This is a genomic window from Actinomadura sp. NPDC048021 (assembly GCF_040653135.1).
Taxonomy (GTDB): Bacteria; Actinomycetota; Actinomycetes; order Streptosporangiales; family Streptosporangiaceae; genus Spirillospora; species Spirillospora verrucosospora.
Genome location: NZ_JBEZJQ010000002.1, coordinates 482466 through 503023 on the forward strand (window position 1 = coordinate 482466; position 20558 = coordinate 503023).

A 20558-nucleotide genomic window follows, 5' to 3' on the forward strand; every position below is an offset into this window, starting at 1 on the left:
CAGTGGAGTTCCGAGTCGAGCGCCAGACGTTGGCCGACGCGGTGGCGTGGGCTGCGCGGACGCTGCCGGCACGTCCCGCGCTCCCCGTTCTCGCGGGCATGCTCATCGAGGTCACCGAGCAGGGCGGGCTCACCCTCGGCGCGTTCGACTACGAGGTGTCCGCCCACGCCACCGACGAGGCGGCCGTGGCGGAGCCGGGCCGCGCCCTCGTCCCCGGACGGCTGCTGTCCGACATCGTGCGCAACCTCCCGAACCAGCCCGTGGACGTCTTCACCAAGGGCTCCGAGGTCGTCGTCCGCTGCGGGCCCGCCGAGTTCGGCCTCCTGACGCTCCCCGTCGAGGACTACCCCACCCTCCCCGAGCCGCCCGCCGTCGCCGGCACCGTCCCCGGCGACCTGTTCGCCACCGCCGTCGCACAGGTCACCCCGGCGGCCGGACGCGACGACACCCTGCCCATGCTCACCGGCGTCCGGATCGACATCGAGGGCGACACGATGTGGCTCGCCTGCACCGACCGGTACCGCATCGCGGCCCGCGAGCTGACCTGGTCCCCCGCGGAGCCCGACTTCACCGCCGGGGTCGTCGTCCCCGCCCGCACCCTCGCCGACACCGCCAAGGCGATCAAGCGCGGCGCGGACGTCTCCATCGGCCTCGGCGGCACCGCCGACACCCTGATCGGCATCTCCGGCGGCGGCCGCAGCATGACCAGCCGGCTCCTCGACGACCAGTACATCAACTACCGGTCCCGCCTCACCGGCACCTGGACGTCGGTCGCCGAGATCCGCGTGGCCCCCTTCGTCGAGGCGATCAAGCGCGCCGCCCTCGTCACCGAGCGCGGCACGCCCATCCGGCTGGCCTTCACCGCCGACGAGGTCCGCATCCGCGCCGCCACCGGCGACTCCGCCCGCGCCAACGAGAGCGTCGGCGCCCACCTCGACGGCGACGACATCGACATCGCCTTCGCCCCCCAGTACCTGCTCGACGGCCTCGCGGGCATCGACACCGAGTACGCCCGCCTCGAATGCACCGGCCCCACCAAGGCCGCCCTCCTCACCGCCATCCCCGACAAGAAGGACGACGAGCCCGACCCCGAGAACACCGACACCGGCTACCGCTACCTGGCCATGCCCGTCCGCCTGACCAGCTAGCTGTGTTTCGCAGCCTCGGCCCACTTCGCTCGCCTGGCGGCTCGCTACGTGACCGGGCCCGGGCGAACGCGGCATCGCTTCGCGATCTGCCCGGCTCCGCTCGCCTCCGGCTTCGCTCCACCGGCCAGGTCACGCGTTCGCGCGTGCGGCCAAGGCCACTTCGAGACAGGCGCTGGCCCCCCGTCAGCCCAACAGCCCCACCTGCGCACCGCCACCCGGACCCGCCCTCACACGCTCGGCCCCCCGATGTGCTGAGGATTACCGCCTTGGCGCGCCCCACCACATCCCGTGTCGATGGTGGACGCGGTTCCAGTCGTCGCCGGGCACTGGGACGAGCATCGCTTTCGCCTCGGCGCACACGTGCTCGATCTGGCTCACCCTCAGACGTCGACAGTCCCAGAGCAACTCAGCCATCTCGGCCGCCAGCGGATCCTCGGGCGGTGTCGCCTCGGACAGGTCGGTGCCGGTGATGGCCGCGAGGTCGGCGGCGGGGATGCCGAGGGCGGTCGCGAAGCCGCCCACCCAGTCCGGTCTCAACGGAGTCGCGCCCGCGGCGATGCGGGCGTAGGTGGAGCCGGCCAGGTACATGCGACCTCGGGTCAGCAGGTGAAGCGTCTTGGCGGCGGCGATCGGGGAATGGAGGTTCCGGTTGGCGCACAGCATGGTGAGGAGCATCGTGCCCAAGCCACCGTCCCCCCGGTAGAAGTCGCGCGGCGGATCGGCCGGGCGGATGCCGGGCAGGTGGGGCAGTTGTTCGACCGTTTCGCGGATGTGGGTCCGCTGATCTGCCGGCAGGGCCATCACGACATGGATGAGGTGCACGAGTTCGGAGCCTGCTGACGCTTCGCAGGGCTGAAGGGGCTCCGGCACCGAGAGGCCGGCGATCACGAAGAGGTCGGCAGTGCGGAAACCCAGCGCGGCGGCAAGGCCCTCGACTTGCGACGCGGAGGGGGGCACGCCGTCGGCCACCGAGCGCACCTCGGATTCCGGGATGCCGGACGCCGAGGCCAGCCAGGCGATGTCCGTCTGGCGGGAGTTGAGGAGCCGCGTCAATAACACGCCAAAGTCGGGATCATTCGCCATGCCGCCACATTAATCCGACGAGGACCCAACGGCCGGACAGGCGCTGGACGTACACGATCTCCTTGGTGCCCGGGCGGAATTCGATGCGGCCTAGATGCGGAGCGCCTCGGTCGTGGCACGAGCGAGGGTGGCGACCTGCTGGTGATGGTCGGTCGGCCATGAAGCGAGCCGCCCCGTGATCGCCGTGCCGACCGCTTGCCTGAAGCGGGCGACCAACTCCCTGCCCCGCTCGGTGAGGACGACCTGAGAGACGCGGCGGTCGTCGGGGTCTGGCCGTCGCTCTACCAGCTCACGCCGTACCAGCCGATCGACCAGGCCGGTGATGTTCGCTTTGTCGCAGTGCATCTGGTTCGCCAACTCGCCATGGGTCAGCTCCTTCGGGGCCACCAGGGTGAGCAGCTGGGCCTGCTGGGGGGTGAGACCGAGTTCGCGACTGGCGGCGGCCCTGACTCCCTCGACCACGCAGCACAGTTCGAGCAGTGCCTCAGCAAGTTCCGGACCCTGTGACGCGTGTGCCATGGGTCGAGAGTAGTTGACAGTTAAGGAGTTCAACTATTTAGTATGTGATCTCAACTGTTGATATCCAATACTATTGGAGCGTCATGTCACTGGCCACGACCGATCGAGTAGCCGTTGTCACCGGAAGTTCGCGCGGGATCGGCCGGGCCGTCGCGCTACGGTTCGCCGCCGCAGGGACGGCCGTCGTGGTCAACTACCGCAGCGACGAGTCCTCGGCGAAGCGAGCGGTCGCCGAGATCGAGTCAGGCGGCGGCCGCGCCGTGATGGTGCGCGCGGACACCGCCGACCCGGCGGAACTCCGCACACTGTTCGACGCGGCCGAGCACCACTACGGTCGCCTGGACGTGCTGGTGCACAATGCCGCCGGCTTCGTGCGCGGTCCGCTGACCGCGGCCACCGACCGTGACTACCAGCACGCCTTCTCGCTGAACGCCCACGCCACATTCGTCGCGCTACGCGAGGCCGGGCGCACGATGCGCGACGGCGGCCGGATCGTCTTCATCTCCTCCGCGGCCACCCGCGTCAATCCGCAGGGAGAAGCCCTCTATGCGGCCAGCAAGGCCGCCGGTGAACACCTCGTCCGCGCCGTCGCCCGTGAGTTCGGCGCCCGCGGCATCACCGTCAACAGCGTGCTACCCGGACCGACCAACACCGATGGGTTCGCATCGGCGTCCGCTCCCGTTGAAGCGCTCATCGCCCAGACCCCGCTCGGCCGACTGGCCGAGCCGGAGGACATCGCAGAGGTCGTCAACTTCCTCGCCTCCGACGCGGCCAGATGGATCACCGGTCAAAGCATCACCGTCGACGGCGGCCTGTGCTGACCCGCTCACCACCCGACCCACGGGAAACTGCCCAGGCCCGGCCTACGCCCGGCGCACCCGCACTGGCCGACACGCAGTGCGCCGACCCGCTCACCCACACTCGGCAACCGGCCTGCCCGCGCACCCGCCCTGGTCAACGCTCTTGGCCGCCCTCGGCAGAACGGCGCCCGAACCGATCGCCCGCCTCGGGCTGTGGTGGTGCCGGACGTGTGGCGGTTCTGGTTGCGGTGGGAGGTGGTCAGAGGTCGAGGACGGCCAGGACGAAGCGGACTTCGCGGGTGCTCGCGTTGCCGTAGGAGTGGGGGCGGTCGCCGACGAAGACGGCGGCCGTACCGGCCTCGACCAGGTCGGACCGGCCGTCCACGCCCAGGGTGAGCGTGCCCTCCTGGACGTACACGATCTCCTTGGTGCCCGGCACGTGCGCGTCGCTCTCGCGCGTCTCGCCAGGCTGGAGCACCCAGTTCCACAGCTCCAGCGACGGGCGCGGGTCGCTGCCGGCCAGTAGCGTTCCCGTCCCGCCGTGCTCGCCCTCCCACAGCACGACGTGCCGCTCCGGGCGGAACATCCGCACCGGCGGCTCCTCCTCGACCTGGACGAGCCGGGTGAGCGGCACCCCCAGCGCGTCGGAGATCCGGATGAGCGTCCCCAGGTTCGGGTTGCCGCGCCCCTGCTCCAGCCCGACCAGCACGCCCTTGCTCACCCCGGCGCGCCCGGCGAGCTCGTCCAGGCTCCACCCGTGCCCGGCCCGCAGCGCCCGCACCGTCCGCGCCACGGCCTCGCCGATCGCCTCCTGACCGCTCAAGCGCCCTCCAGCCGCCTCGCTCCGGTCCGCCGCATGCCAGTCTCCCGCACGCGCGGGGCACGCCGACGTCGCGTGCCCCAACGTCGGCCACGTAAAGGACGGCCCCGAATGCCGCTGAGACGCGTCGACCGCACCTTCAGCGCTGGCGGTGAACTCCCTATCCAGGTCGGCGGCCGGGACTGGAAGCGGGCGGCCGGACGTTGCTTCACTTTGGATCCTCCGCCACGGTCGGTATGATGATATGTCGATGTCATTAAAGTGACCGTGCGGAGGATGGGGATGCTGGAGCGAATCGTGGTGGACGAGGCCGTGCGGGAGCTGCGTCCCGACTTCGCCGTGCTCGTCATGACCGCCGAGGGGCTGGAGAACGGGCCGAGCGACGAGACCGGCGAGGGATGGCTGGCCGAGGCGGCGAAGGCGGCGGACCCGGACGACCCGCACGTCGAGGCGTGGCGCGAGGCCTACCGCGCGTTCGGGGCCAAGCCGCAGCGGACCCGGCCCTCGGTGGACGCGCTGCTGCGCCGGGCCGACGCGCTCCCCTCCATCAACAGGGTCGTGGACGCCTACAACGCGGTGAGCGTCGAGTACGCGCTGCCCATCGGCGGCGAGGACCTGGACGCCTACCGGGGACCGGCGCGGCTGGTCAGGGCCACCGGCGACGAGCCGTTCGACGTGGTCGCGGGCGGTGAGCCCGCGGTCGAGCACCCGAACCCCGGCGAGGTCGTCTGGCGGGACGACCAGGGCGTCACCTGCCGGCGCTGGAACTGGCGCCAGTGCGTCCGGACGCGGCTGACGGAGACCACGAAGAACGGCCTTTTCCTCCTCGAACGCCTGGAGCCGTACCCCCTCGACCGGCTGGCCGAGGCCGGCGACCGGCTCGCGGAGCGGCTGCGGACGATCTCGCCCGGCGTGCGGATCGAGACCAGGCTGATCGGCGGGCGTTGATGGTCACGGTTCTCGCCCTGGCCGCCGCCCTCGCCTACGGGGTCGCCGACTTCCTCGGCGGGACCGTGACCCGTGGATCCACCGCGATCAGAGCGCTGACCTGGTGCGTTCCGATCGGGCTGGCGGTCGTGCTGGTGTCGGCGCTGCTCACCGGCGGTGACGTGAGCCCCGGGCCGATGGCCTGGGGGTTCGTGGCCGGCCTCTGCGGCGGCGGCGGGCTGATCGCTTTCTACCGGGCCCTCGCGCGGGGCCCGATGAGCGTGGTGGCGCCGGTGTCGGCGCTGGCCGCGGCCGTGATCCCGGTGGCCGTGGGCGTCGCCCAGGGCGAGCGGCTGGACGCGTCCGTCCTGCTCGGCGTCCTGCTCTGCCTCGTCGCGATCGGCCTGGTCAGCATGGAGGCCGGCGACGGACCGGCGGCTGAGGGGGCCGGACGGCGGCGTCTCCTGGACTCGGGCCCGGTGATGGCCGCCCTGTCCGGCAGTTGTTTCGGCGTCTTCTTCGTCCTGCTGAAGGAGGCGGGGGACGGCACCGGGCTCTGGCCGATCGTCGGCGCCCGCCTCGGCAATCTCGCCATCGTCGCGGTCGCGCTGCTGTTCCTGGCGGCCCGCGGCGGAAACGCGGGCCCGAGGCTGTCCGGCCGGAAGCTGATCGTCCTGGCGCTGCTGTCCGGGAGCCTGGACGCGGGGGCGAACGTGCTGTACTTTCTCGCGGTCCACCACGGCATGCTCAGCCTCGCGGCCGTCCTCACGTCCCTCTACCCGGCGATCACCGTCCTGCTGGCGAGAGTCGCCTACAGCGAGCGCCTGCGGGCCGTCCAGCGCGTCGGCATGGCCGTCGCCGTGGCGGGCGTGGCCCTCGTCACGGTCGGCTGACGGCTGCTCAGGATCGCCGAGCCCTTCCCAGGAGCTGCGACATCGCAGTTCCTGCCGAACCGGCCTCGGACTGCGGCCGGAGACCGAAGAGTGGAGGCCCGGCAGATCTGCCGGGCCCCAGACTGGGCGACAGCCGGCGCGTGCGCGCCGACTACCGCTGCTCCTCGTCGACGGTCGTGTCCGTCGTGTGCCGGGCGGCATCCGAGCCGGTCCGCCCGTCGCGGTCACCGGTCGAGACGCGGCTGCGGCCGCTGGCCTCGGTCTCGATCCCGTAGACGGTGGGGTTGGCGGGGTCGTCGAAGCGGTCGACGTTCGAGATCCCGAAAACGAGTTCGCGCATGGCAGTTTCACCTGTGTTTCTTGTCTGTTCGTCTCGTCCGGTCGATGTCCGGACGAGCCAGCCGTGTGGTTCGGCTGTAGATGACTGTGCGGCTACGGCGGAAGAACGCAAGCACGGGCGGCGGCGGGCCTCGAAAGGCGCCAGGCGCGCGAGCGAGGCGTGTCCATCCCCGTCTCATGCTCAGACAGAGCAAGGCGCGGGATTATTGCCGACCGGCCTCGCCCCTGAGGAGTGGCGTGTTCCGGACGCGTTCGAGGGCGTTATTCATGAACTCGTTCGCGTGCATCTCGTCAACGGCCGCCACGGCTGGAAGCCGCCCGGTTCCGCCGTTATGAGGACACCGGAGTCCGTCGAATTCCTGGAAAGATGCGGCGGTCTAGATGATCTCTGGAAAAGGGGGCGTCCGGCGGTGTATGCATGGTCTGACGTTCTTGGACGGTCAGGGGAGGGGCAGTGCGTGCCGGGCTGAGACTGGCGGACAGGTACCGGCTCGACTCCCTGCTGGGACGCGGCGGGATGGGCGAGGTGTGGCGCGGCCTGGACGAGCGGCTCGGCCGCCCGGTCGCGGTCAAGCTCCTCACGGCGCCGGCGGGGGCGGACGCCCGGCTGGTCAGCCGGTTCCGCCGGGAGGCGGAGATCATGGCCCGGCTCCGCCATCCGGGAATCGTCGTCGTCCATGACGCCGGCGAGGACGAGCAGCTGCTCTTCCTGGTGATGGAGCTCCTCGACGGGGAGGATCTGTCCGCGCTGCTGAAGCGCCACCCGCAGGGCCTGCCGGTCGACCGGGCGAGGCGGCTGACGGCGGAGATCGCCGACGCGCTGCACGCGGCTCACCAGCAGGGGGTGGTGCACCGCGACGTCAAGCCCGCCAACGTGATGGTCCGCCCCGGTGACCGGGTGACCGTCATGGACTTCGGAATCGCCCGATACGCCGACCAGGTCACGGAGCTGACCGGCAGCGCGATCCTCGGGACGCCCGCCTACATGGCGCCGGAACAGTTCGAGAAGGCGCACGAGCCAACGCGGCAGACGGATCTGTACGCGCTGGGCGGGTTGCTGTTCGCGCTGCTCACCGGCCGGACGCCGTTCGACGGGGACAGCCTGCGCGCCTTGATCCGTGAGATCGTTCTCACCGATCCGCCGAGGCCGCGTGGGGTGCGTCCGGACGTCCCCGAAGATCTCGACGAACTCGCGCACGCGCTGCTGGCCAAGGATCCGCGTGACCGGCCGCCGGACGCCCGCACCGTCGCCGAGCGGCTCCGGGCCGTTCCCGCGCCCCAGCCGGCGGCGAGACCGTCAGTGCCGGGGCAGGCCTCGTTCCAGGATCAGGCGCCGGTACCGGGGCCGGTGCTCCCCCCGCCTTCGCCTCCGCCCCCGGGCCTGGGGACGGGGCCGACGGTGGAGGCCCCGCCGGTGCCGGCGTCCGCGACGGTCGTCGGGGAGCAGGAATCGTCGACCTCTCTGAGGGGCGTGCTCCTGACGGCGGCCGGGATCCTCGCCGTGATCACGGGCGGCGGGTTCCTGCTGCAGAACCCCATGGGGCTCTGGGTGGACGACGGAAAGTTCTCCACGCTCCCCGCGTGCGGTCGTCTCCCGACGCCCAGTGTTCCGGACGCGGAGGTCTCTCTGACGAAAAGTCCGCAGGGCACCAAGGATTCGGCGAAGTGCACCTGGTCGGTCCTGCCCAAGGACTTCGCTGACAGGGGCAGCATCTCCCTTGAGTTCAAGCGCTACGGCAAGAAGAACTGGGAGTCGGGAGCCGACAACGCGCACGCGGCGTTGGTGAGAGAGAGCGGAGGGATGAACACCCTCTCCGGAGTGGGGGACGAAGGGAATCACATAGATCCGCCGTCCTACTTGGATGAGCCGCAGGTGATGTTCCGCGTGGACAATCTCACGGCTGACATCAGCATGAACGACCGCGAAGAGCAGGACGTCACTGAGAAGAACGAAGTCGCCTATGCCAGAAAACTCGCGGCGGCCCTTCTCAAGGAATCCGCGCGCTGACCGGGGCGAGAGGCCCCCAGCGCACGAGACGCCTCGAAACGGGCGGCTCGACCAGGGTGCGGCGGGCTGGAAAGCGTCGAGGGCGGGACCGTTGGTCCCGCCCTCTGTGCGTCTGGCCAGGTGGACGGCCATCCGGGTGGCGGTGGTGGTGGGATTCGAACCCACGGAAGCTTGCACTTCACACGCTTTCGAGGCGTGCGCCCTCGTCCACTAGGCGACACCACCGCGGGAGAGCCTACCCGACTCTGCGGCGCGCGAAGAACTCGATTAGCGGGGCGGCGCACTCGTCGGCCATCACCTCGGCGATCACCTCGGGGCGATGGTTGAGGCGCCGGTCGCGGACGACGTCCCACAGCGACCCGACCGCGCCCGCCTTCGGGTCGACGGCGCCGTAGACGACGCGGTCCAGCCGGGCCTGGACGGACGCGCCCGCGCACATCGTGCACGGCTCCAGCGTCACGACGAGCGTGCAGCCGGACAGCCGCCACTCGCCGAGGACCGCCGCCGCCCGCCGCATCGCGACGATCTCCGCGTGGCCGGTCGGGTCGGCGGTCCGCTCGCGCTCGTTGCGGCCCGTTCCGATGATCTCGCCGGTCGCGTCGAGGACGACGGCGCCGACGGGGATCTCGCCGTCCGCGGCCGCCTCGCGGGCCGCGTCGAGGGCCCGGAGCATCGCCGGCCGGAACGTCGCGACGACCGGATCGCGCGCGTCAGTCACGGAGGCGGTCGAACTCCTCGCCGAATCCGGCCTGCTCGGCGACGGCGAGGAGCGCGTCGCCGGGCAGGGCGCGCTCGCCGAGCTCGCCGAGCCGCCCGGCGTCGACCCCGAGGTCCTCCAGCAGGGCCGCGTCGCCCGCGGCGTCGCCGTCCGGCACCTCGCCGACGAGCTGCTGGAACAGCGAGGCGAGCCCGTCCTCGCGGACGGCGGAGATGTAGGGGCGCGGCTCGCCGTCGCGGTCGAGCCGGACGATCGCGAACCAGTCGTCGTCCTGCTCGACCAGCAGCACGACCGGGTCGCCGTAGGACTCGACGGCGGCCTCCCGCATCAGGTCGGCGACGTCGTCGACGTTCTCCGCCTCGTCGAGCACGGCCTCGGCTCCGACCCAGCCCTGGGGGGTCTGCGCGAACACGGCGGCGAAGTAGGACACGTGCTCATTGTGACCCACGCCGTCTGCCCGGTCACACCCCCCTTGTGCGGAATCGGCGCCCGGCTGCCCGGAAGCGGTTGTGAATAAACTTCGCGTTCTTGTCCGGTGACGGACGTCCGGCGTCCTTCCCTCGGTTCACGCGAGTCCGCATACTGCTCAGCGATCGCCATCCCGGGAGGAGTGTCATGGGTGCGGACGAACTGACCAGGCGCGGGTTCCTGGCGGGGACGGCGGGCGCCGCGGCGATCATCGCGGCGGGCACCGCCTCCGGATCGTCGGCCCAGGCCCACGCGGCGGAACTGGCCGCCGCCCGGCGCGCCCCCGTCGCCGACCTCCCCGATCCGGAGGAGTCCGGCATCGACCACATCGTCGTGGTGATGATGGAGAACCGGTCCTTCGACCACTACATGGGCTGGCTGCCCGGCGCCGACGGCCGCCAGGCCGGACTCACCTTCACCGACGCCGGCGGCAACGAGCACGACACCCACCACCTGAAGGTGCCGTGGGGGTGCGGCTTCAACGACCCCGACCACTCCTACCAGGGCGGACGGACCGAGTACAACGGCGGCCGGTGCGACGGATGGCTGCGCGCCGGCGACAACGACGTGTTCTCCATCGGCTACTACGAGGCTCCCGACCTCGGCTTCCACGGCCGCGCCGCCCTCGACTGGACGGTCTGCGACCGCTACTTCCCGGCGATCATGTCGTCCACCTTCCCCAACCGGATCTTCCAGCACGCCGGGCAGACCGACCGGATCTCCAACTCGCTGACGATCTCGGAGACCACCACGATCTGGGACCGGCTGAAGGCCAGGGGGATCTCCTGCCGGTACTACTTCAGCGACGTGCCGTTCACCGCGCTGTGGGGCCTGCGGCACCTCGACATCAGCCGGAACATCGCCGAGTTCCGCGCCGACGCCCGCGACGGCCGGCTGCCCGCGGTCAGCTTCGTCGAGCCGGGCTTCCTCGGCGAACTGTTCCTGCCCGGCATGTCCGAGGACGAGCACCCGCTCGCCGACATCCGCTTCGGCCAGGCGTTCCTCAACGAGGTCTACACGGCGCTCGTCACCTCGCCGAACTGGCCCCGGACCCTGTTCGTCATCAACTACGACGAGTGGGGCGGGTTCTTCGACCACGTCCCGCCGCCGGAGGGGCCCGACCCGCGGCCCGACCTCGGCACCGGCCTGCGCGGCTTCCGCGTCCCCTGCCTGCTGATCTCCCCGCGGGCGCGGCGCGGGGCCGTCGCGCACGAGGTGTACGACCACACGTCCGTCCTGAAGGCGATCGAGTGGCGCTGGGGCCTGGAGCCGCTGACCGTGCGGGACGCCGCGGCCCGCAACATCGCCGAGGTCCTGAACTTCGCCGACCCGCCCGACACGCGCGCCCCCCGCTACGACGCCAAGCGCCCGATCAGCCTCGGCTGCCTCGACCCGCAGCACAGCCACACCGGCGACGACTGGGCGGGTCTCAGCGCTTACGCACGGCGCAGCGGCTTCCCGGGCTGACCCTCGGCCGGGGCGGCGGGCAGGGCGGCGGCGGCCGGGTCAGGGGACGGCGTCGAGGGCGCGTTCGAAGGCCGGGGCGAAACCGATGCGGCCGGCGATGCTGAGGAGCATCTCGTCCGGGTAGAGCTCCAGGTCGCCGGAGATCGCGCCGAGCTCCATCTCGTCCAGCCCGAGGTCGGCGAAGATCGACATGTCGCCGACCGGGAGGACCTGGTCGAGCTCCTCCTCGTCCGGGATCGGGATGTCGAGGTAGTCCAGGACCTGGCCGGCGAGCGGCCAGTCGACCGACGCCGTCACGTCCGACAGGAACACCATGACCTCGTCGCCGAGCAGGCGGATGGCGACGAAGAAGTCGTCGCCGACCGACACCAGCCCGACCGTGCCGCCGAGGCTCGGCTGCTGGCGCAGGGCATGGATCAGCCCCGCGAGGTCCTCGGTCAGCGCGACCGGAAGGATCTCCGCCTCCCAGCCCTCGTCTTCCCGGTACACCACCACGGCGAAGTCCGTCGCGTCCACATCCGTCATTTCCACCCCACCGGCACGTCTCCTGCCAGGGCATGGTCGCAGATGCGGCGCGCACTCGCGTGCCCCACCACCAAACTCGCCGCCGCACCCGGAGATGAGGCCGGGAGCCTGCGCCGATCACGGTGCCCGGCGGCATGAACCTAACCGATCTGGATCAATTGATGCGGAACGTGCGCCGGCGAAGTGCCGCGTGGATCCGCGCGCGGCGCGACCGGTGCGGCGTCACGCGGCGGCGCAGCTCGCGGGCCTCGGCGAGTTCGCGCAGGAAGACCGCCCTGCGGCGCAGGTGCTCGCGCACCTGCTCGGGGGAGATGTCGCCCTGGGGCCCGGGGCGCCGCGCGGCGTCCTCGGCTGTGACTTCGGTCACCGCGGGGTCGCCGGACGGGGGATGGTCGTCGGGGGCCGACGCGCGAGCGGGCGGATCGGGCGCGGATTCCCGGGCCCGCGAGCCGCTCGGCTGCTGATCGCTCTCGCTGTTCATACCGCCATCCTGCCCAGCTCAGCGGCGACCTATCCTGGCGCCCCGAACCGCCCGGCGGGGTGGGCTACCGTGAGCGCATGCAGACCCTCGCCGTCGACCACCCGCTCGTCGCGCACAAGCTCACGACCCTGCGGGACGTCCGCACCGACTCCCCGACGTTCCGCCGCCTGGCCGACGAACTGGTCACCCTGCTCGCCTACGAGGCGACCCGCGACGTCAGGGTCGCCGAGGCCACCGTGCAGACGCCGCTCGTCCCGGCGCAGGGCGTCCAGCTCGCGAGCCCGAAGCCGCTCGTCGTGCCGATCCTGCGCGCGGGCCTCGGGATGCTGGACGGGATGACGCGGCTGCTGCCCACCGCCGAGGTCGGCTTCCTCGGGATGATCCGGGACGAGGGGACCCTCCAGGCCCAGACCTACGCGTCGCGGCTGCCGGACGACCTGTCCGGGCGGCAGTGCTACGTCCTCGACCCCATGCTCGCGACCGGCGGGACGCTGGCCGCCGCCATCCGGCTGCTGTTCGAGCGCGGCGCCGACGACGTCACGGCGCTCTGCCTCCTCGCCGCCCCCGAGGGGCTGAAGTACCTGGAGCAGGCCTTCTCCGACATCTCGGCGCCCATCAAGGTGGTCACGGCCGCGATCGACTCCCACCTCAACGAGCAGGGCTTCATCATGCCCGGCCTCGGCGACGCGGGGGACCGGCTCTACGGCGTCGTCTGATCCCTCCGGCAGGGGCCGGTTTCCCCGACTGACCTGCGATGTTCGTTCCCGACGGCAGGGGGTACCACAACCTCTACGGAACGCGAGCGCGCGTTCCCCTCCGCCGTCCCGGCACAGGGGACCGTCACGGACCGGGCGGCGCGAGCGAGCTTCGGGGACACATGATGGCTCACCCAGGGGATGGCGACCTTCCGCGCTACATCGAGATCGGTGAACGGCTCACCGAGGAGTTCCGCGACACCCACAGCGCCGACACGGTGGAACGGTGCGTGGCCGCCGCGCGCCACGGCGCCGAGGAGGTGACCGGATCGGCTCCGTCCGACCTCGTGGAGCGGATCGCGCGCCGGCATCTGGAGGTGCTGGCGACCGTCGCGGCCGAGAAGCGCCGCAAGGCGCGCCGCTCCTCGCTGGACAACGCACCCTGACCCCGCGGGCGGGCGCCGCGCGCCGTCGCGCTGCTTTGCCGCCCGTGTGGGCTGTGCGAAACTGCTACCGGGGTCCGTGGGTCTACGCTCCGGGAGGCAGTCGTGCCGGCCAAGAAGTACCTCACGTGGGCCGCTGCGGCTTTCGTGGCGTTCTATGTCATCACGCAACCGAACGGCGCGGCCCGGACGGTGGACACCGCCGCAACGGGCATCTCCTCCGCCGCCGACTCCATCGCCACCTTCGTCAACTCGCTCGCCTGAGGCCGCATGAGACTCGTCACTCCCGGCGACTCCGCGCCGGCGTCCGTCAACAAGTACCTGCTCCCCCACGAGAACCAGGTGATCACGGTACGGCGCCACCCGGCCGTGCTGATGGTCCCGGTCGGGCTCCTGCTCGGCGGCCTCATCCTCGCGGGCCTGCTGAGCCAGACGCTCGCCGAGAGCGGCGGCGCGGTGTTCAGCTGGGTCTGGTGGGGCTGGCTGATCCTTCTCGCCTGGTTCGTCTGGCGGGTGGCGGAGTGGTCCGTCGACTACTTCGTCATCACCAACCAGCGGATGCTGCTCACCACCGGCCTCATCACCCGCAAGGTCGCGATGATGCCGCTGGCCAAGGTCACCGACATGAGCTTCAAGCGGACGATCGCGGGCCGCATGCTCGGCTACGGGGAGTTCGTGCTGGAGTCCGCCGGCCAGGACCAGGCCCTCACGAACGTGGACTTCCTCCCGTACCCCGAGCAGCTCTACCTCGAGGTCTGCGAGATGATCTTCCCGAACAAGAACCCGGCGCCGGAGGAGGCGCTCCCTCCGCCCCCGCCGCCGCGCCGTCCCCGCGTGCCGGATGACGCGCCCGACCCCGACGCGCAGGACGCGCCCACCGCCACGCTGCCGAAGGGCGACGACCCCGACGGGGAGATCTAGCCCCGCGACGCGGTCGATGCGAGAAGCCGGGCACGGTCGTGCCCGGCTTTTCCGTTGCCGCAGGGGGCCCTGCGAGGTCCTCGCGGCGATCTGAGACGATGCAGGTCGGCCCGGCCCCCCTCACCGGCCGCACCGCCGGACGCAGGACGCGGCGGTCCGCGGAACGCGCGGTCCGGCACCGCCCTTACCGGCCGATCCCGCTGGGAGCGGTCCCAACCGCGCGGAAACGCGGGCAGGTCGTCCGGTACTGGCCGGAATGCGCGAGAGGCTGATCAATATCGGCGGTCTCTGCGATCTTCCCGGGACGGTCGGATACCGTCGGCGAATGACAGACGTCGCGATCGACGGGAGGGCCCGCCGGCGCGAACCGGCGAATCTCGCCGAGGCGCCGTGCGCGCGGGCCTTCCGGCCGGTCTCTTCTCCTGTCGCTTCCTTGCTCTCGATGTGTGATAACCCGCAATGTGCAATCATGTCGGCACCCCAGCCGCCTGTTTACTTCCGCTAAGTGAGTCCACATGCCGGGTCCAGGCAACGTCGGCGAACGTGTCCGCAACCTGCGGCTGACCAGACGCTTGTCGCAGGCACAGCTCGCCGGTCACGACCTTTCCGACAGTTACATCTCTTTGATCGAGTCGGGCAAGCGCACGCCGACGCCGACCGTCCTGCGCATGCTGGCCGAGCGCCTCGGCTGCACCCCCGAGTACCTCGCCGAGGGCGTCGAGCCGGAGCAGCGCGCCCATCTCGAGGTGCGGGAGCGGCACGCTCATCTGGCGCTGCTGCGCGGCGACCCCGCGACGGCCGAGGCCGGGTTCGACGAGGTGATCGCCCGCAGCGACGACCCGGACCTCACGGGCCGCGCCCGGCTGGGCCGCGCCCGCGCCCTGGAGGAGCTGGGCCGCACGGACCGCGCGATCGAGCTGTTCGAGGAGCTGCGCGAGCAGGCCGAACGCGACCCGGGCCGGGCGAGCTGGCTGCCCCCGGTGATCGCGCTGGCCCGGTCGTACCACACCGTCGGCGACCTGGGGCAGGCCGTGGCGCTGGGCGAGCGGGCCCTCGAACGGCTGGAGCGGCTCGGTCTCCACGCCGGCCACGAGTACACCGAGGCCGGACGCATCCTGCTGCTCGCCTATGTGGATCGCTCCGATCCCGTCCGCGCCCACGAGCTCGGGCGGCGCCTCCTGCACCCCGACGGGTCCGGGGACGCCGAGCCGCTGAGCGTCCACTACCAGCGGGCCAGCATGCGCGCGCTGGACGAGGGGGCGGTGGGCGACTCCCTGTACTTCGCCGACCAGGCCCTCGCCGCGCGCACGGACGCGACTCCGACGCAGGCGCACGCGCGCCTCGCCCTCGCCGGGGCCAAGGCGCTGCTCAGAGGGGTCAGGCCGTTCTCCGCCGCGGCCCCGCCCGCCCCGGAGCCCTCCGCTGAGTACGGGTTCGAGCGCCCGCGTCAGGAAGGAACCTGCGAAGCGGCCCGGGAGGCGCTCGCCCTCCTCCAGCACGCGACCGGCCTGGACGACGCCGAAAGCACCGAGAGCACCATCGCCAAGGCCCGTGCGCTCGTCCTCGTCGGCGACCTGGACGAGGCGATCGCCGCGCTCGAACAGTTCCTCGACACCGGCATGGCCCTCTCCGCCCCCACGAGCGGACGCACCATGGCGCCTCAACCCGCCGACGACCTGGGAGTTCGCACCCAGAAGACCGTCCTGGCCCGGCTGGTCCTGGCCCGCGCGCGGGTGGCCCAGGGAAACACGACGGCCGCCCAGGTCGTCCTTCGCGCCGCCTCAGAACAACTGGCGACCCTTCCCGAGGGGCGTCCGGCGGCGCACCTCTACAGGGAACTCGGCGAACTCTACGAACTCATCGAGTCTCCCGAGAACGCCGCCACCGCCTACCGCCAGGCCCTTGAGGCGGCCGGCCTGTCGGTCTTCAACCGCGTCCCCCTGAGCGCTCCCCACTAGAGCGCTCGCCCACAGGAAGGCGAGGCGGCCGCGACAGCGCGTGCCGCCTCGCCTTCCTGCCGGTGTGCGTCATCACATTCGTTCGCACAACTGCGTGTTGACCTGCGGATTCGAGTCTTCCCGCCGGGCAGCGCGACCCGTACGGCGGTGAAGCGGAATAGATCAGGGGGCGCGGGTGTCGTATTCTTCAGACATGGGATGACTGGTTGACTGGAGGTTCGGGTGACTCTGCGGACGGCACGGCGGTCCTCGCTGGTCGACCAGGTGATCGACCAGCTCAGGGGCGAGATCACCGAGGGCGGCTGGCCGGTGGGCGCCAAGATCCCGCCGGAGCCGGTGCTGTCGGAGACGCTCGGGGTCGGGCGCAACACCGTCCGTGAGGCGGTGCGGGCGCTGACCCACGCGGGGCTCCTGGAGAGCCGCCAGGGCGACGGGACGTACGTGCGCGCCACGAGCGAGCTGTCCGGGGCCGTCCGGCGGCGCCTGGAGACCGCGGAACTCGTCGAGATCCTCGAGGTCCGGCGGGGGTTCGAGGTGGAGGCGGCCAGGCTCGCCGCCACCCGGCGCACCGACGCCGACATCGCCGCCATCGCGGTCGCGCTCGCGCGCCGGGACGCGGCCTGGGCGGCGGGCGAGCACTCGGCGTTCGTCGAGGCGGACCTCGAATTCCACACCGCCGTCGTCGAGGCCACCCACAACCGCGTCCTGACGGACCTGTACCGCGACTTCAGCGCGGCGCTCCGGGCCAGCATCGGCGCGGCCGGGAGCCTGCTCGAACACGCCGACGTCCCGCACGGCCCCATCGCGGCCGCCATCGAGGCGGGAGACGCCGACGCCGCCACTCGGGCGACCCACGCGTGTCTCGACCAGATCCTCGCCTCGACCGTCCCGCCGTCCGGGACGGCTCCGCAGGAGACCTAGCGCGGGAGCGCAGGCCCGCACCATGACCGGGAGCGAGACCCGCTCCCCATGGGCGGCCGTCGTGGTGCCCGGCAAGTGGCAGGACACGGGCACCGGAACGCAGCAGAACCGAGCTCGACGCAGCAGACCCTGCGATCGAAGCGACCGAACAACGAAGGTGACATGAACAGCTCCACGACTCCAGGTTCCCGGGTCGCGGCCGTCTGGTCGCTCGTCGGCTTGGTCCTGCTGACGATCAACCTGCGCGCCGCGATCACGGGGATCTCCCCGGTGCTCGGCGACCTCCGGGACGCGTTCGGGCTGTCGGGCGCGGAGACCGGCGTCCTCACCACGCTGCCGGTGCTGTGCCTGGGCGTGTTCGCGGCCGTCGCGCCGGTCGTCGCGCGCCGGTTCGGCACCGAGACCGCGATCGCCGGCTCCCTCGTCATGATCACGGCGGGGATCGTGCTGCGGGTGGTGCAGTCCCCGGTCTCGCTCTACGTTGGAACGGTCCTGGCCGGGGCGGGGATCGCGATGGGCAACGTCCTCATGCCAGCCGTGATCAAGCGCGCGTTCCCGTCCCGCCTGGGCTCGCTGACCGGCCTCGCGATGATGCTGATGGCGGCCAGCGGCGCGGTCGCCGCCGGTCTCGCGGTGCCGCTGGAGGCGGCGGGCGGCTGGCGGCTCGCGCTCGCCGTCTGGGCCGTCCCGTCGCTGGTCGCCGCGCTCGTGTGGGGGCCGCTCGCCCTGCGCGGCCGCCGCGCCCCGACGCCTCCGGTCACCGCCCCGCGCGCCGGAGGATCGTTGCTGCGCTCCCCGACCGCCTGGGCCGTCGCCGCGTTCATGGGCCTGGCGTCGCTGATGTTCTACGTGCTGCTGTCGTGGCTGCCGGAGATCATGCGCGACGCCGGCCACCCGGCCGCCACCGCCGGGATGATGGTCTCCACCATGATGATCGTCGGGATCCCGCTGGGCTTCCTGGTGCCGGTGTTCGCCGCCCGCCTGCGCGACCAGCGCCCCCTCGTCGTCGCCGTCGCGGCCACGATGGTCGTCGGCCTGGTCGGGCTGCTGCTCGCCCCGTCCGCCGGGTGGACGTGGGTCGTGATCCTCGGCATCGGCACCGGCAGCGCGTTCCCGCTGGCCTTCACGCTGCTCAGCCTCCGCTCGCCGAACCCGTCGACCGCCGCGGGCCTGTCGGGGATGGCGCAGACGGGCGGCTACCTGCTCGCCGCGGCCGGACCGCTCGCGGTCGGCGTCCTGCACGACGCCACGGGCGGCTGGAACGTGCCAGTGGCCCTGCTGCTCGTCCTGGTGGTCCCGGAGGTCGTGGTGGGTCTGCTGGCCGCGCGGCCCGGGTTCGTCCACCCGGCACGGCCGGCGGCGCCGCTGGTCGAGCCGAAGGCCCTCCCGGCGCCGGAGCCCGCCCGCAGCCGCTGATCAGGACATGTCGACGGCGTCGAGGTCGAGGACGCGCGCGTGCAGGACGAGCCGCTGGTGCAGCGCCGCCCGGAGCGCGCGGTGCAGGCCGTCCTCCAGGTAGAGCTCGCCGTGCCACTGGACCACGTGGGGGAACAGGTCGCCGTAGAAGGTGGAGTCCTTCGACAGCAGCGACTGGAGATCCATCTCCCGCTTGGTGCTGACGAGCTGGTCGAGGCGGACCTGGCGAGGAGGGATCTTGGCCCAGTCCCGGGACGAGAGACCGTGCTCTGGATAGGGCCTTCCTTCACCCACCGCCTTGAAGATCACCCTTCGAGTCTAAGGGCTCGCCCGTGCGCGGAGAAGGCGCGCAACAACTTGCGTCACTCCGCTTTCCAGATTCGGTAAACCAGTTACCGCCCAGCTCAGCCCGCCCGTGACTTAGCACCGGGCGGGCGGGCCGGAGCCGATCACGCCTGGTGCTCCGACCAGATGTAGGCGCCGGGAAGCAGATCCGCCACGGGAACGGCGCGCAGATCGCCGTCCCTGCCGACGATGACGCGGATGGACGGGAAGTAGTCGAGAAGGACCTGCCGGCACCGCCCGCAGGGAGACATCACCCCGCGGTCGCCGCTCCCCACGGCGACGACCGTGTCCAGGTGGTGGGCGCCCTGGGCGGCGGCCGCACCGATCACGGCCAGCTCCGCGCACGGCCCGCCCGTGAAGTGGTGGACGTTCATCGCCGTGACGATCCGCCCGTCCCCCGCGCGAGCGGCGGCCGCCACCGTGTGCTCGTCCCCCTTGCTGTTGTCGGCGGCAACGCGCCCGGCCACCTCGACGAGTTCGTAGTCGACCGTCATGTCCTTCTCCCAGCGTCCAGAGATCTTCGAGTACCGCGCGCCGCTCAGTCGTCCACGCGGGCGAGCGGTTCGCGGGTCCAGCCGCCGAAGCCCAGGCGTTCGTACAGCCGTACCGGCGAGTCGACGTCGTCCGCGGTCGCCGCCGTGATGCCGATGTCCATGATCACAGTTTATTCACCGCGATCTTCGCGAGCCGGACGCGCGGCCGCCTTCCGGGCGGGTCAGGCGCCGGCCGGCACGACGACGACCTTGCCGGGGAGGGTCCCCGCGGCGGCCCGGGCGTGGACCGACGCCAGGTCCGCCAGCGGGACGCGCTCGGCGACGTCGACGGTCAGCGCGCCGCGGTCCACCCGCGCCACGAGTTCCGCCAGTTGCCCGGCGTCGCTGCGGACGTAGACGTCGACGGCCCGCACGCCGCGCCGCTCGTCGGCCGGGGCGGGCATCCACACGGTGGTGCCGACCACCACGCCGCCGTCGCGGACCAGGCCGGCCAGCGCCGCGAACTCCTCGGGGTCGATCGGCGCGAGGTTGAGCAGGACGTCGACCGGCTCGGTCACCGCGGCGCTCACCCGGGTGGCGGTGTGGTCGACGACCTCGTCGGCGCCCGCCGCCCTGACGTGCTCGGCGCTGCGGGGGCTGGCGGTGGCGATCACGTGGGCGCCGGCCGCCTTGGCCAGCTGCACCGCGTAGCCGCCCACGGCTCCGCCGGCGCCGCTGACCAGGATCCGCTGCCCGGCCTTCAGCCCGGCGTGGTCGAAGAGCGCCTGCCACGCGGTGAGACCGACCAGCGGCAGCGCGGCCGCGTCGGCGAGCGGGATGCTCGCCGGAGCCGGCGCGAGGACCTCGGCGGGCGCGAGGACGTACTCCGCCGAGGCGCCGTCGTCGACGAACGGCAGGAAGCCGACGACCCGGTCGCCGATCTCCAGGCCGTTCACGCCCTCACCGAGCGCGTCGACCGTTCCGGCGACGTCCAGCCCGGGGATGTGCGGCAGGGTCAGGGGCATCGGGCCCTGCATGAACCCCGCGCGGATGTTGCCGTCGACGCCGTTGAACGTCGTCGCGGCGACGCGGACCCGCACCTGCCCGGCGCCCGGCACCGGCTGGTCGACGTCCTCGTAGCGCAGGACGTCGGGCTCTCCGTACTCGTGGAATCGCACTGCCTTCATCGT

General features: G+C 71.9%; 23 protein-coding genes, 1 tRNA gene and 1 pseudogene. 13 read left to right on the forward strand and 12 right to left on the reverse strand.

Annotation, left to right across the window (positions count from 1 at the left end):
* The first annotated feature begins 2 nt into the window (after positions 1–2).
* Positions 3–1148, forward strand: a complete 1146-nt coding sequence (gene dnaN, locus AB0C87_RS05585; RefSeq protein ID WP_345178777.1) for a DNA polymerase III subunit beta — start codon at positions 3–5, stop codon at positions 1146–1148.
* A 258-nt stretch (positions 1149–1406) separates the two neighbouring features.
* Here dnaN and AB0C87_RS05590 read toward each other — a convergent pair whose 3' ends face one another.
* Positions 1407–2231, reverse strand: a complete 825-nt coding sequence (locus AB0C87_RS05590) for a hypothetical protein (RefSeq protein WP_360576647.1) — start codon at positions 2229–2231, stop codon at positions 1407–1409.
* 90 nt (positions 2232–2321) lie between these two features.
* The gene (locus AB0C87_RS05595; protein ID WP_360576648.1) at positions 2322–2750 is read right to left on the reverse strand and encodes a MarR family transcriptional regulator; all 429 of its coding nucleotides are present in this window, start codon (positions 2748–2750) and stop codon (positions 2322–2324) included.
* A 44-nt stretch (positions 2751–2794) separates the two neighbouring features.
* On the opposite strand from AB0C87_RS05595, the gene AB0C87_RS05600 reads away from it, so the two are divergent.
* Positions 2795–3571 carry an SDR family oxidoreductase gene (locus AB0C87_RS05600; RefSeq protein ID WP_360576649.1) on the forward strand — a complete coding sequence of 259 codons (777 nt, stop codon included), beginning with the start codon at positions 2795–2797 and terminating at the stop codon, positions 3569–3571.
* A gap of 238 nt (positions 3572–3809) precedes the next feature.
* On the opposite strand, the gene AB0C87_RS05605 is transcribed toward AB0C87_RS05600, so the two are convergent.
* A complete protein-coding gene (locus tag AB0C87_RS05605) occupies positions 3810–4373 on the reverse strand; it encodes an XRE family transcriptional regulator (protein WP_345178783.1) in 564 nt (187 codons plus the stop codon).
* 279 nt (positions 4374–4652) lie between these two features.
* Here AB0C87_RS05605 and AB0C87_RS05610 point away from each other — a divergent pair, with 279 nt between their 5' ends.
* The gene (locus tag AB0C87_RS05610; protein ID WP_345178786.1) at positions 4653–5318 is read left to right on the forward strand and encodes a phenylalanine--tRNA ligase beta subunit-related protein; all 666 of its coding nucleotides are present in this window, start codon (positions 4653–4655) and stop codon (positions 5316–5318) included.
* The gene (locus AB0C87_RS05615) at positions 5318–6190 is read left to right on the forward strand and encodes an EamA family transporter (protein ID WP_360356498.1); all 873 of its coding nucleotides are present in this window, start codon (positions 5318–5320) and stop codon (positions 6188–6190) included. Before AB0C87_RS05610 ends, AB0C87_RS05615 begins: the two co-directional genes overlap by 1 nt.
* 151 nt (positions 6191–6341) lie before the next feature.
* On the opposite strand, the gene AB0C87_RS05620 is transcribed toward AB0C87_RS05615, so the two are convergent.
* Complete coding sequence (locus tag AB0C87_RS05620) at positions 6342–6530, reverse strand: hypothetical protein (RefSeq protein WP_345178791.1); 189 nt, start codon at positions 6528–6530, stop codon at positions 6342–6344.
* Positions 6531–6983: 453 nt separating this feature from the next.
* Here AB0C87_RS05620 and AB0C87_RS05625 point away from each other — a divergent pair, with 453 nt between their 5' ends.
* Positions 6984–8537 (forward strand): serine/threonine-protein kinase, encoded by a 1554-nt coding sequence (locus tag AB0C87_RS05625; RefSeq protein ID WP_345178793.1) that lies wholly within the window; start codon positions 6984–6986, stop codon positions 8535–8537.
* A 137-nt stretch (positions 8538–8674) separates the two neighbouring features.
* Here the strand turns inward: AB0C87_RS05625 and AB0C87_RS05630 are convergent.
* From AB0C87_RS05630 to AB0C87_RS05640, 3 genes are all read right to left on the reverse strand, one after another.
* Positions 8675–8762, reverse strand: a tRNA-Ser gene (locus AB0C87_RS05630).
* A gap of 10 nt (positions 8763–8772) precedes the next feature.
* Complete coding sequence (gene tadA / locus AB0C87_RS05635) at positions 8773–9210, reverse strand: tRNA adenosine(34) deaminase TadA (RefSeq protein ID WP_345178986.1); 438 nt, start codon at positions 9208–9210, stop codon at positions 8773–8775.
* A 37-nt stretch (positions 9211–9247) separates the two neighbouring features.
* Complete coding sequence (locus tag AB0C87_RS05640; protein WP_353834652.1) at positions 9248–9685, reverse strand: hypothetical protein; 438 nt, start codon at positions 9683–9685, stop codon at positions 9248–9250.
* A 185-nt stretch (positions 9686–9870) separates the two neighbouring features.
* Here AB0C87_RS05640 and AB0C87_RS05645 point away from each other — a divergent pair, with 185 nt between their 5' ends.
* Positions 9871–11190, forward strand: coding sequence for an alkaline phosphatase family protein (locus AB0C87_RS05645; protein WP_353834653.1), 1320 nt, complete (start codon positions 9871–9873; stop codon positions 11188–11190).
* A 39-nt stretch (positions 11191–11229) separates the two neighbouring features.
* Here the strand turns inward: AB0C87_RS05645 and AB0C87_RS05650 are convergent, their stop codons facing one another.
* Together AB0C87_RS05650 and AB0C87_RS05655 are read right to left on the reverse strand one after the other, a co-directional pair.
* On the reverse strand, positions 11230–11715 hold the full coding sequence (locus AB0C87_RS05650; RefSeq protein ID WP_345178799.1) for a tRNA adenosine deaminase-associated protein: 486 nt from the start codon (positions 11713–11715) through the stop codon (positions 11230–11232).
* 154 nt (positions 11716–11869) lie between these two features.
* Entirely contained in the window at positions 11870–12196 is a 327-nt protein-coding gene (locus AB0C87_RS05655) for a hypothetical protein (RefSeq protein WP_353834654.1), read from the reverse strand.
* A 77-nt stretch (positions 12197–12273) separates the two neighbouring features.
* On the opposite strand from AB0C87_RS05655, the gene upp reads away from it, so the two are divergent.
* From upp to AB0C87_RS05690, 7 genes and pseudogenes are all read left to right on the forward strand, one after another.
* Positions 12274–12912: a uracil phosphoribosyltransferase gene (gene upp, locus AB0C87_RS05660; protein ID WP_345178803.1), complete on the forward strand. Its 639-nt coding sequence runs from the start codon at positions 12274–12276 to the stop codon at positions 12910–12912.
* A gap of 164 nt (positions 12913–13076) precedes the next feature.
* A complete protein-coding gene (locus AB0C87_RS05665) occupies positions 13077–13337 on the forward strand; it encodes a hypothetical protein (protein ID WP_345178987.1) in 261 nt (86 codons plus the stop codon).
* 102 nt (positions 13338–13439) lie between these two features.
* On the forward strand, positions 13440–13598 hold the full coding sequence (locus tag AB0C87_RS05670) for a hypothetical protein (protein WP_345178805.1): 159 nt from the start codon (positions 13440–13442) through the stop codon (positions 13596–13598).
* Between the two features lie 6 nt (positions 13599–13604).
* Positions 13605–14114: pseudogene (locus AB0C87_RS05675) on the forward strand (PH domain-containing protein); the annotation flags it as partial.
* Positions 14115–14770: 656 nt separating this feature from the next.
* The gene (locus AB0C87_RS05680; RefSeq protein WP_345178807.1) at positions 14771–16213 is read left to right on the forward strand and encodes a helix-turn-helix transcriptional regulator; all 1443 of its coding nucleotides are present in this window, start codon (positions 14771–14773) and stop codon (positions 16211–16213) included.
* A gap of 222 nt (positions 16214–16435) precedes the next feature.
* A complete protein-coding gene (locus AB0C87_RS05685) occupies positions 16436–17134 on the forward strand; it encodes an FCD domain-containing protein (RefSeq protein ID WP_353834655.1) in 699 nt (232 codons plus the stop codon).
* 162 nt (positions 17135–17296) lie between these two features.
* Positions 17297–18550, forward strand: coding sequence for an MFS transporter (locus AB0C87_RS05690; RefSeq protein WP_360576650.1), 1254 nt, complete (start codon positions 17297–17299; stop codon positions 18548–18550).
* On the opposite strand, the gene AB0C87_RS05695 is transcribed toward AB0C87_RS05690, so the two are convergent.
* The 3 genes from AB0C87_RS05695 to AB0C87_RS05705 form a co-directional block, all read right to left on the reverse strand.
* On the reverse strand, positions 18551–18859 hold the full coding sequence (locus AB0C87_RS05695; protein WP_345178813.1) for a type II toxin-antitoxin system VapB family antitoxin: 309 nt from the start codon (positions 18857–18859) through the stop codon (positions 18551–18553).
* Positions 18860–18999: 140 nt separating this feature from the next.
* A complete protein-coding gene (locus AB0C87_RS05700) occupies positions 19000–19389 on the reverse strand; it encodes a hypothetical protein (protein WP_345178814.1) in 390 nt (129 codons plus the stop codon).
* 221 nt (positions 19390–19610) lie between these two features.
* Entirely contained in the window at positions 19611–20555 is a 945-nt protein-coding gene (locus tag AB0C87_RS05705; RefSeq protein WP_353834657.1) for a zinc-binding dehydrogenase, read from the reverse strand.
* Positions 20556–20558: the final 3 nt, after the last annotated feature.

What these genes read in the sequence shown, in the direction of transcription:
- AB0C87_RS05590 (WP_360576647.1), bottom strand. Translation starts at nt 2,231, where the DNA reads ATGGCGAATGATCCCGACTTTGGCGTGTTATTGACGCGGCTCCTCAAC.
- AB0C87_RS05595 (WP_360576648.1), bottom strand. Translation starts at nt 2,750, where the DNA reads ATGGCACACGCGTCACAGGGTCCGGAACTTGCTGAGGCACTGCTCGAA.
- AB0C87_RS05610 (WP_345178786.1), top strand. Translation starts at nt 4,653, where the DNA reads ATGCTGGAGCGAATCGTGGTGGACGAGGCCGTGCGGGAGCTGCGTCCC.
- AB0C87_RS05615 (WP_360356498.1), top strand. Translation starts at nt 5,318, where the DNA reads ATGGTCACGGTTCTCGCCCTGGCCGCCGCCCTCGCCTACGGGGTCGCC.
- AB0C87_RS05620 (WP_345178791.1), bottom strand. Translation starts at nt 6,530, where the DNA reads ATGCGCGAACTCGTTTTCGGGATCTCGAACGTCGACCGCTTCGACGAC.
- tadA (WP_345178986.1), bottom strand. Translation starts at nt 9,210, where the DNA reads ATGCTCCGGGCCCTCGACGCGGCCCGCGAGGCGGCCGCGGACGGCGAG.
- AB0C87_RS05645 (WP_353834653.1), top strand. Translation starts at nt 9,871, where the DNA reads ATGGGTGCGGACGAACTGACCAGGCGCGGGTTCCTGGCGGGGACGGCG.
- AB0C87_RS05650 (WP_345178799.1), bottom strand. Translation starts at nt 11,715, where the DNA reads ATGACGGATGTGGACGCGACGGACTTCGCCGTGGTGGTGTACCGGGAA.
- AB0C87_RS05655 (WP_353834654.1), bottom strand. Translation starts at nt 12,196, where the DNA reads ATGAACAGCGAGAGCGATCAGCAGCCGAGCGGCTCGCGGGCCCGGGAA.
- upp (WP_345178803.1), top strand. Translation starts at nt 12,274, where the DNA reads ATGCAGACCCTCGCCGTCGACCACCCGCTCGTCGCGCACAAGCTCACG.
- AB0C87_RS05665 (WP_345178987.1), top strand. Translation starts at nt 13,077, where the DNA reads ATGGCTCACCCAGGGGATGGCGACCTTCCGCGCTACATCGAGATCGGT.
- AB0C87_RS05680 (WP_345178807.1), top strand. Translation starts at nt 14,771, where the DNA reads ATGCCGGGTCCAGGCAACGTCGGCGAACGTGTCCGCAACCTGCGGCTG.
- AB0C87_RS05690 (WP_360576650.1), top strand. Translation starts at nt 17,297, where the DNA reads ATGAACAGCTCCACGACTCCAGGTTCCCGGGTCGCGGCCGTCTGGTCG.
- AB0C87_RS05700 (WP_345178814.1), bottom strand. Translation starts at nt 19,389, where the DNA reads ATGACGGTCGACTACGAACTCGTCGAGGTGGCCGGGCGCGTTGCCGCC.
- AB0C87_RS05705 (WP_353834657.1), bottom strand. Translation starts at nt 20,555, where the DNA reads ATGAAGGCAGTGCGATTCCACGAGTACGGAGAGCCCGACGTCCTGCGC.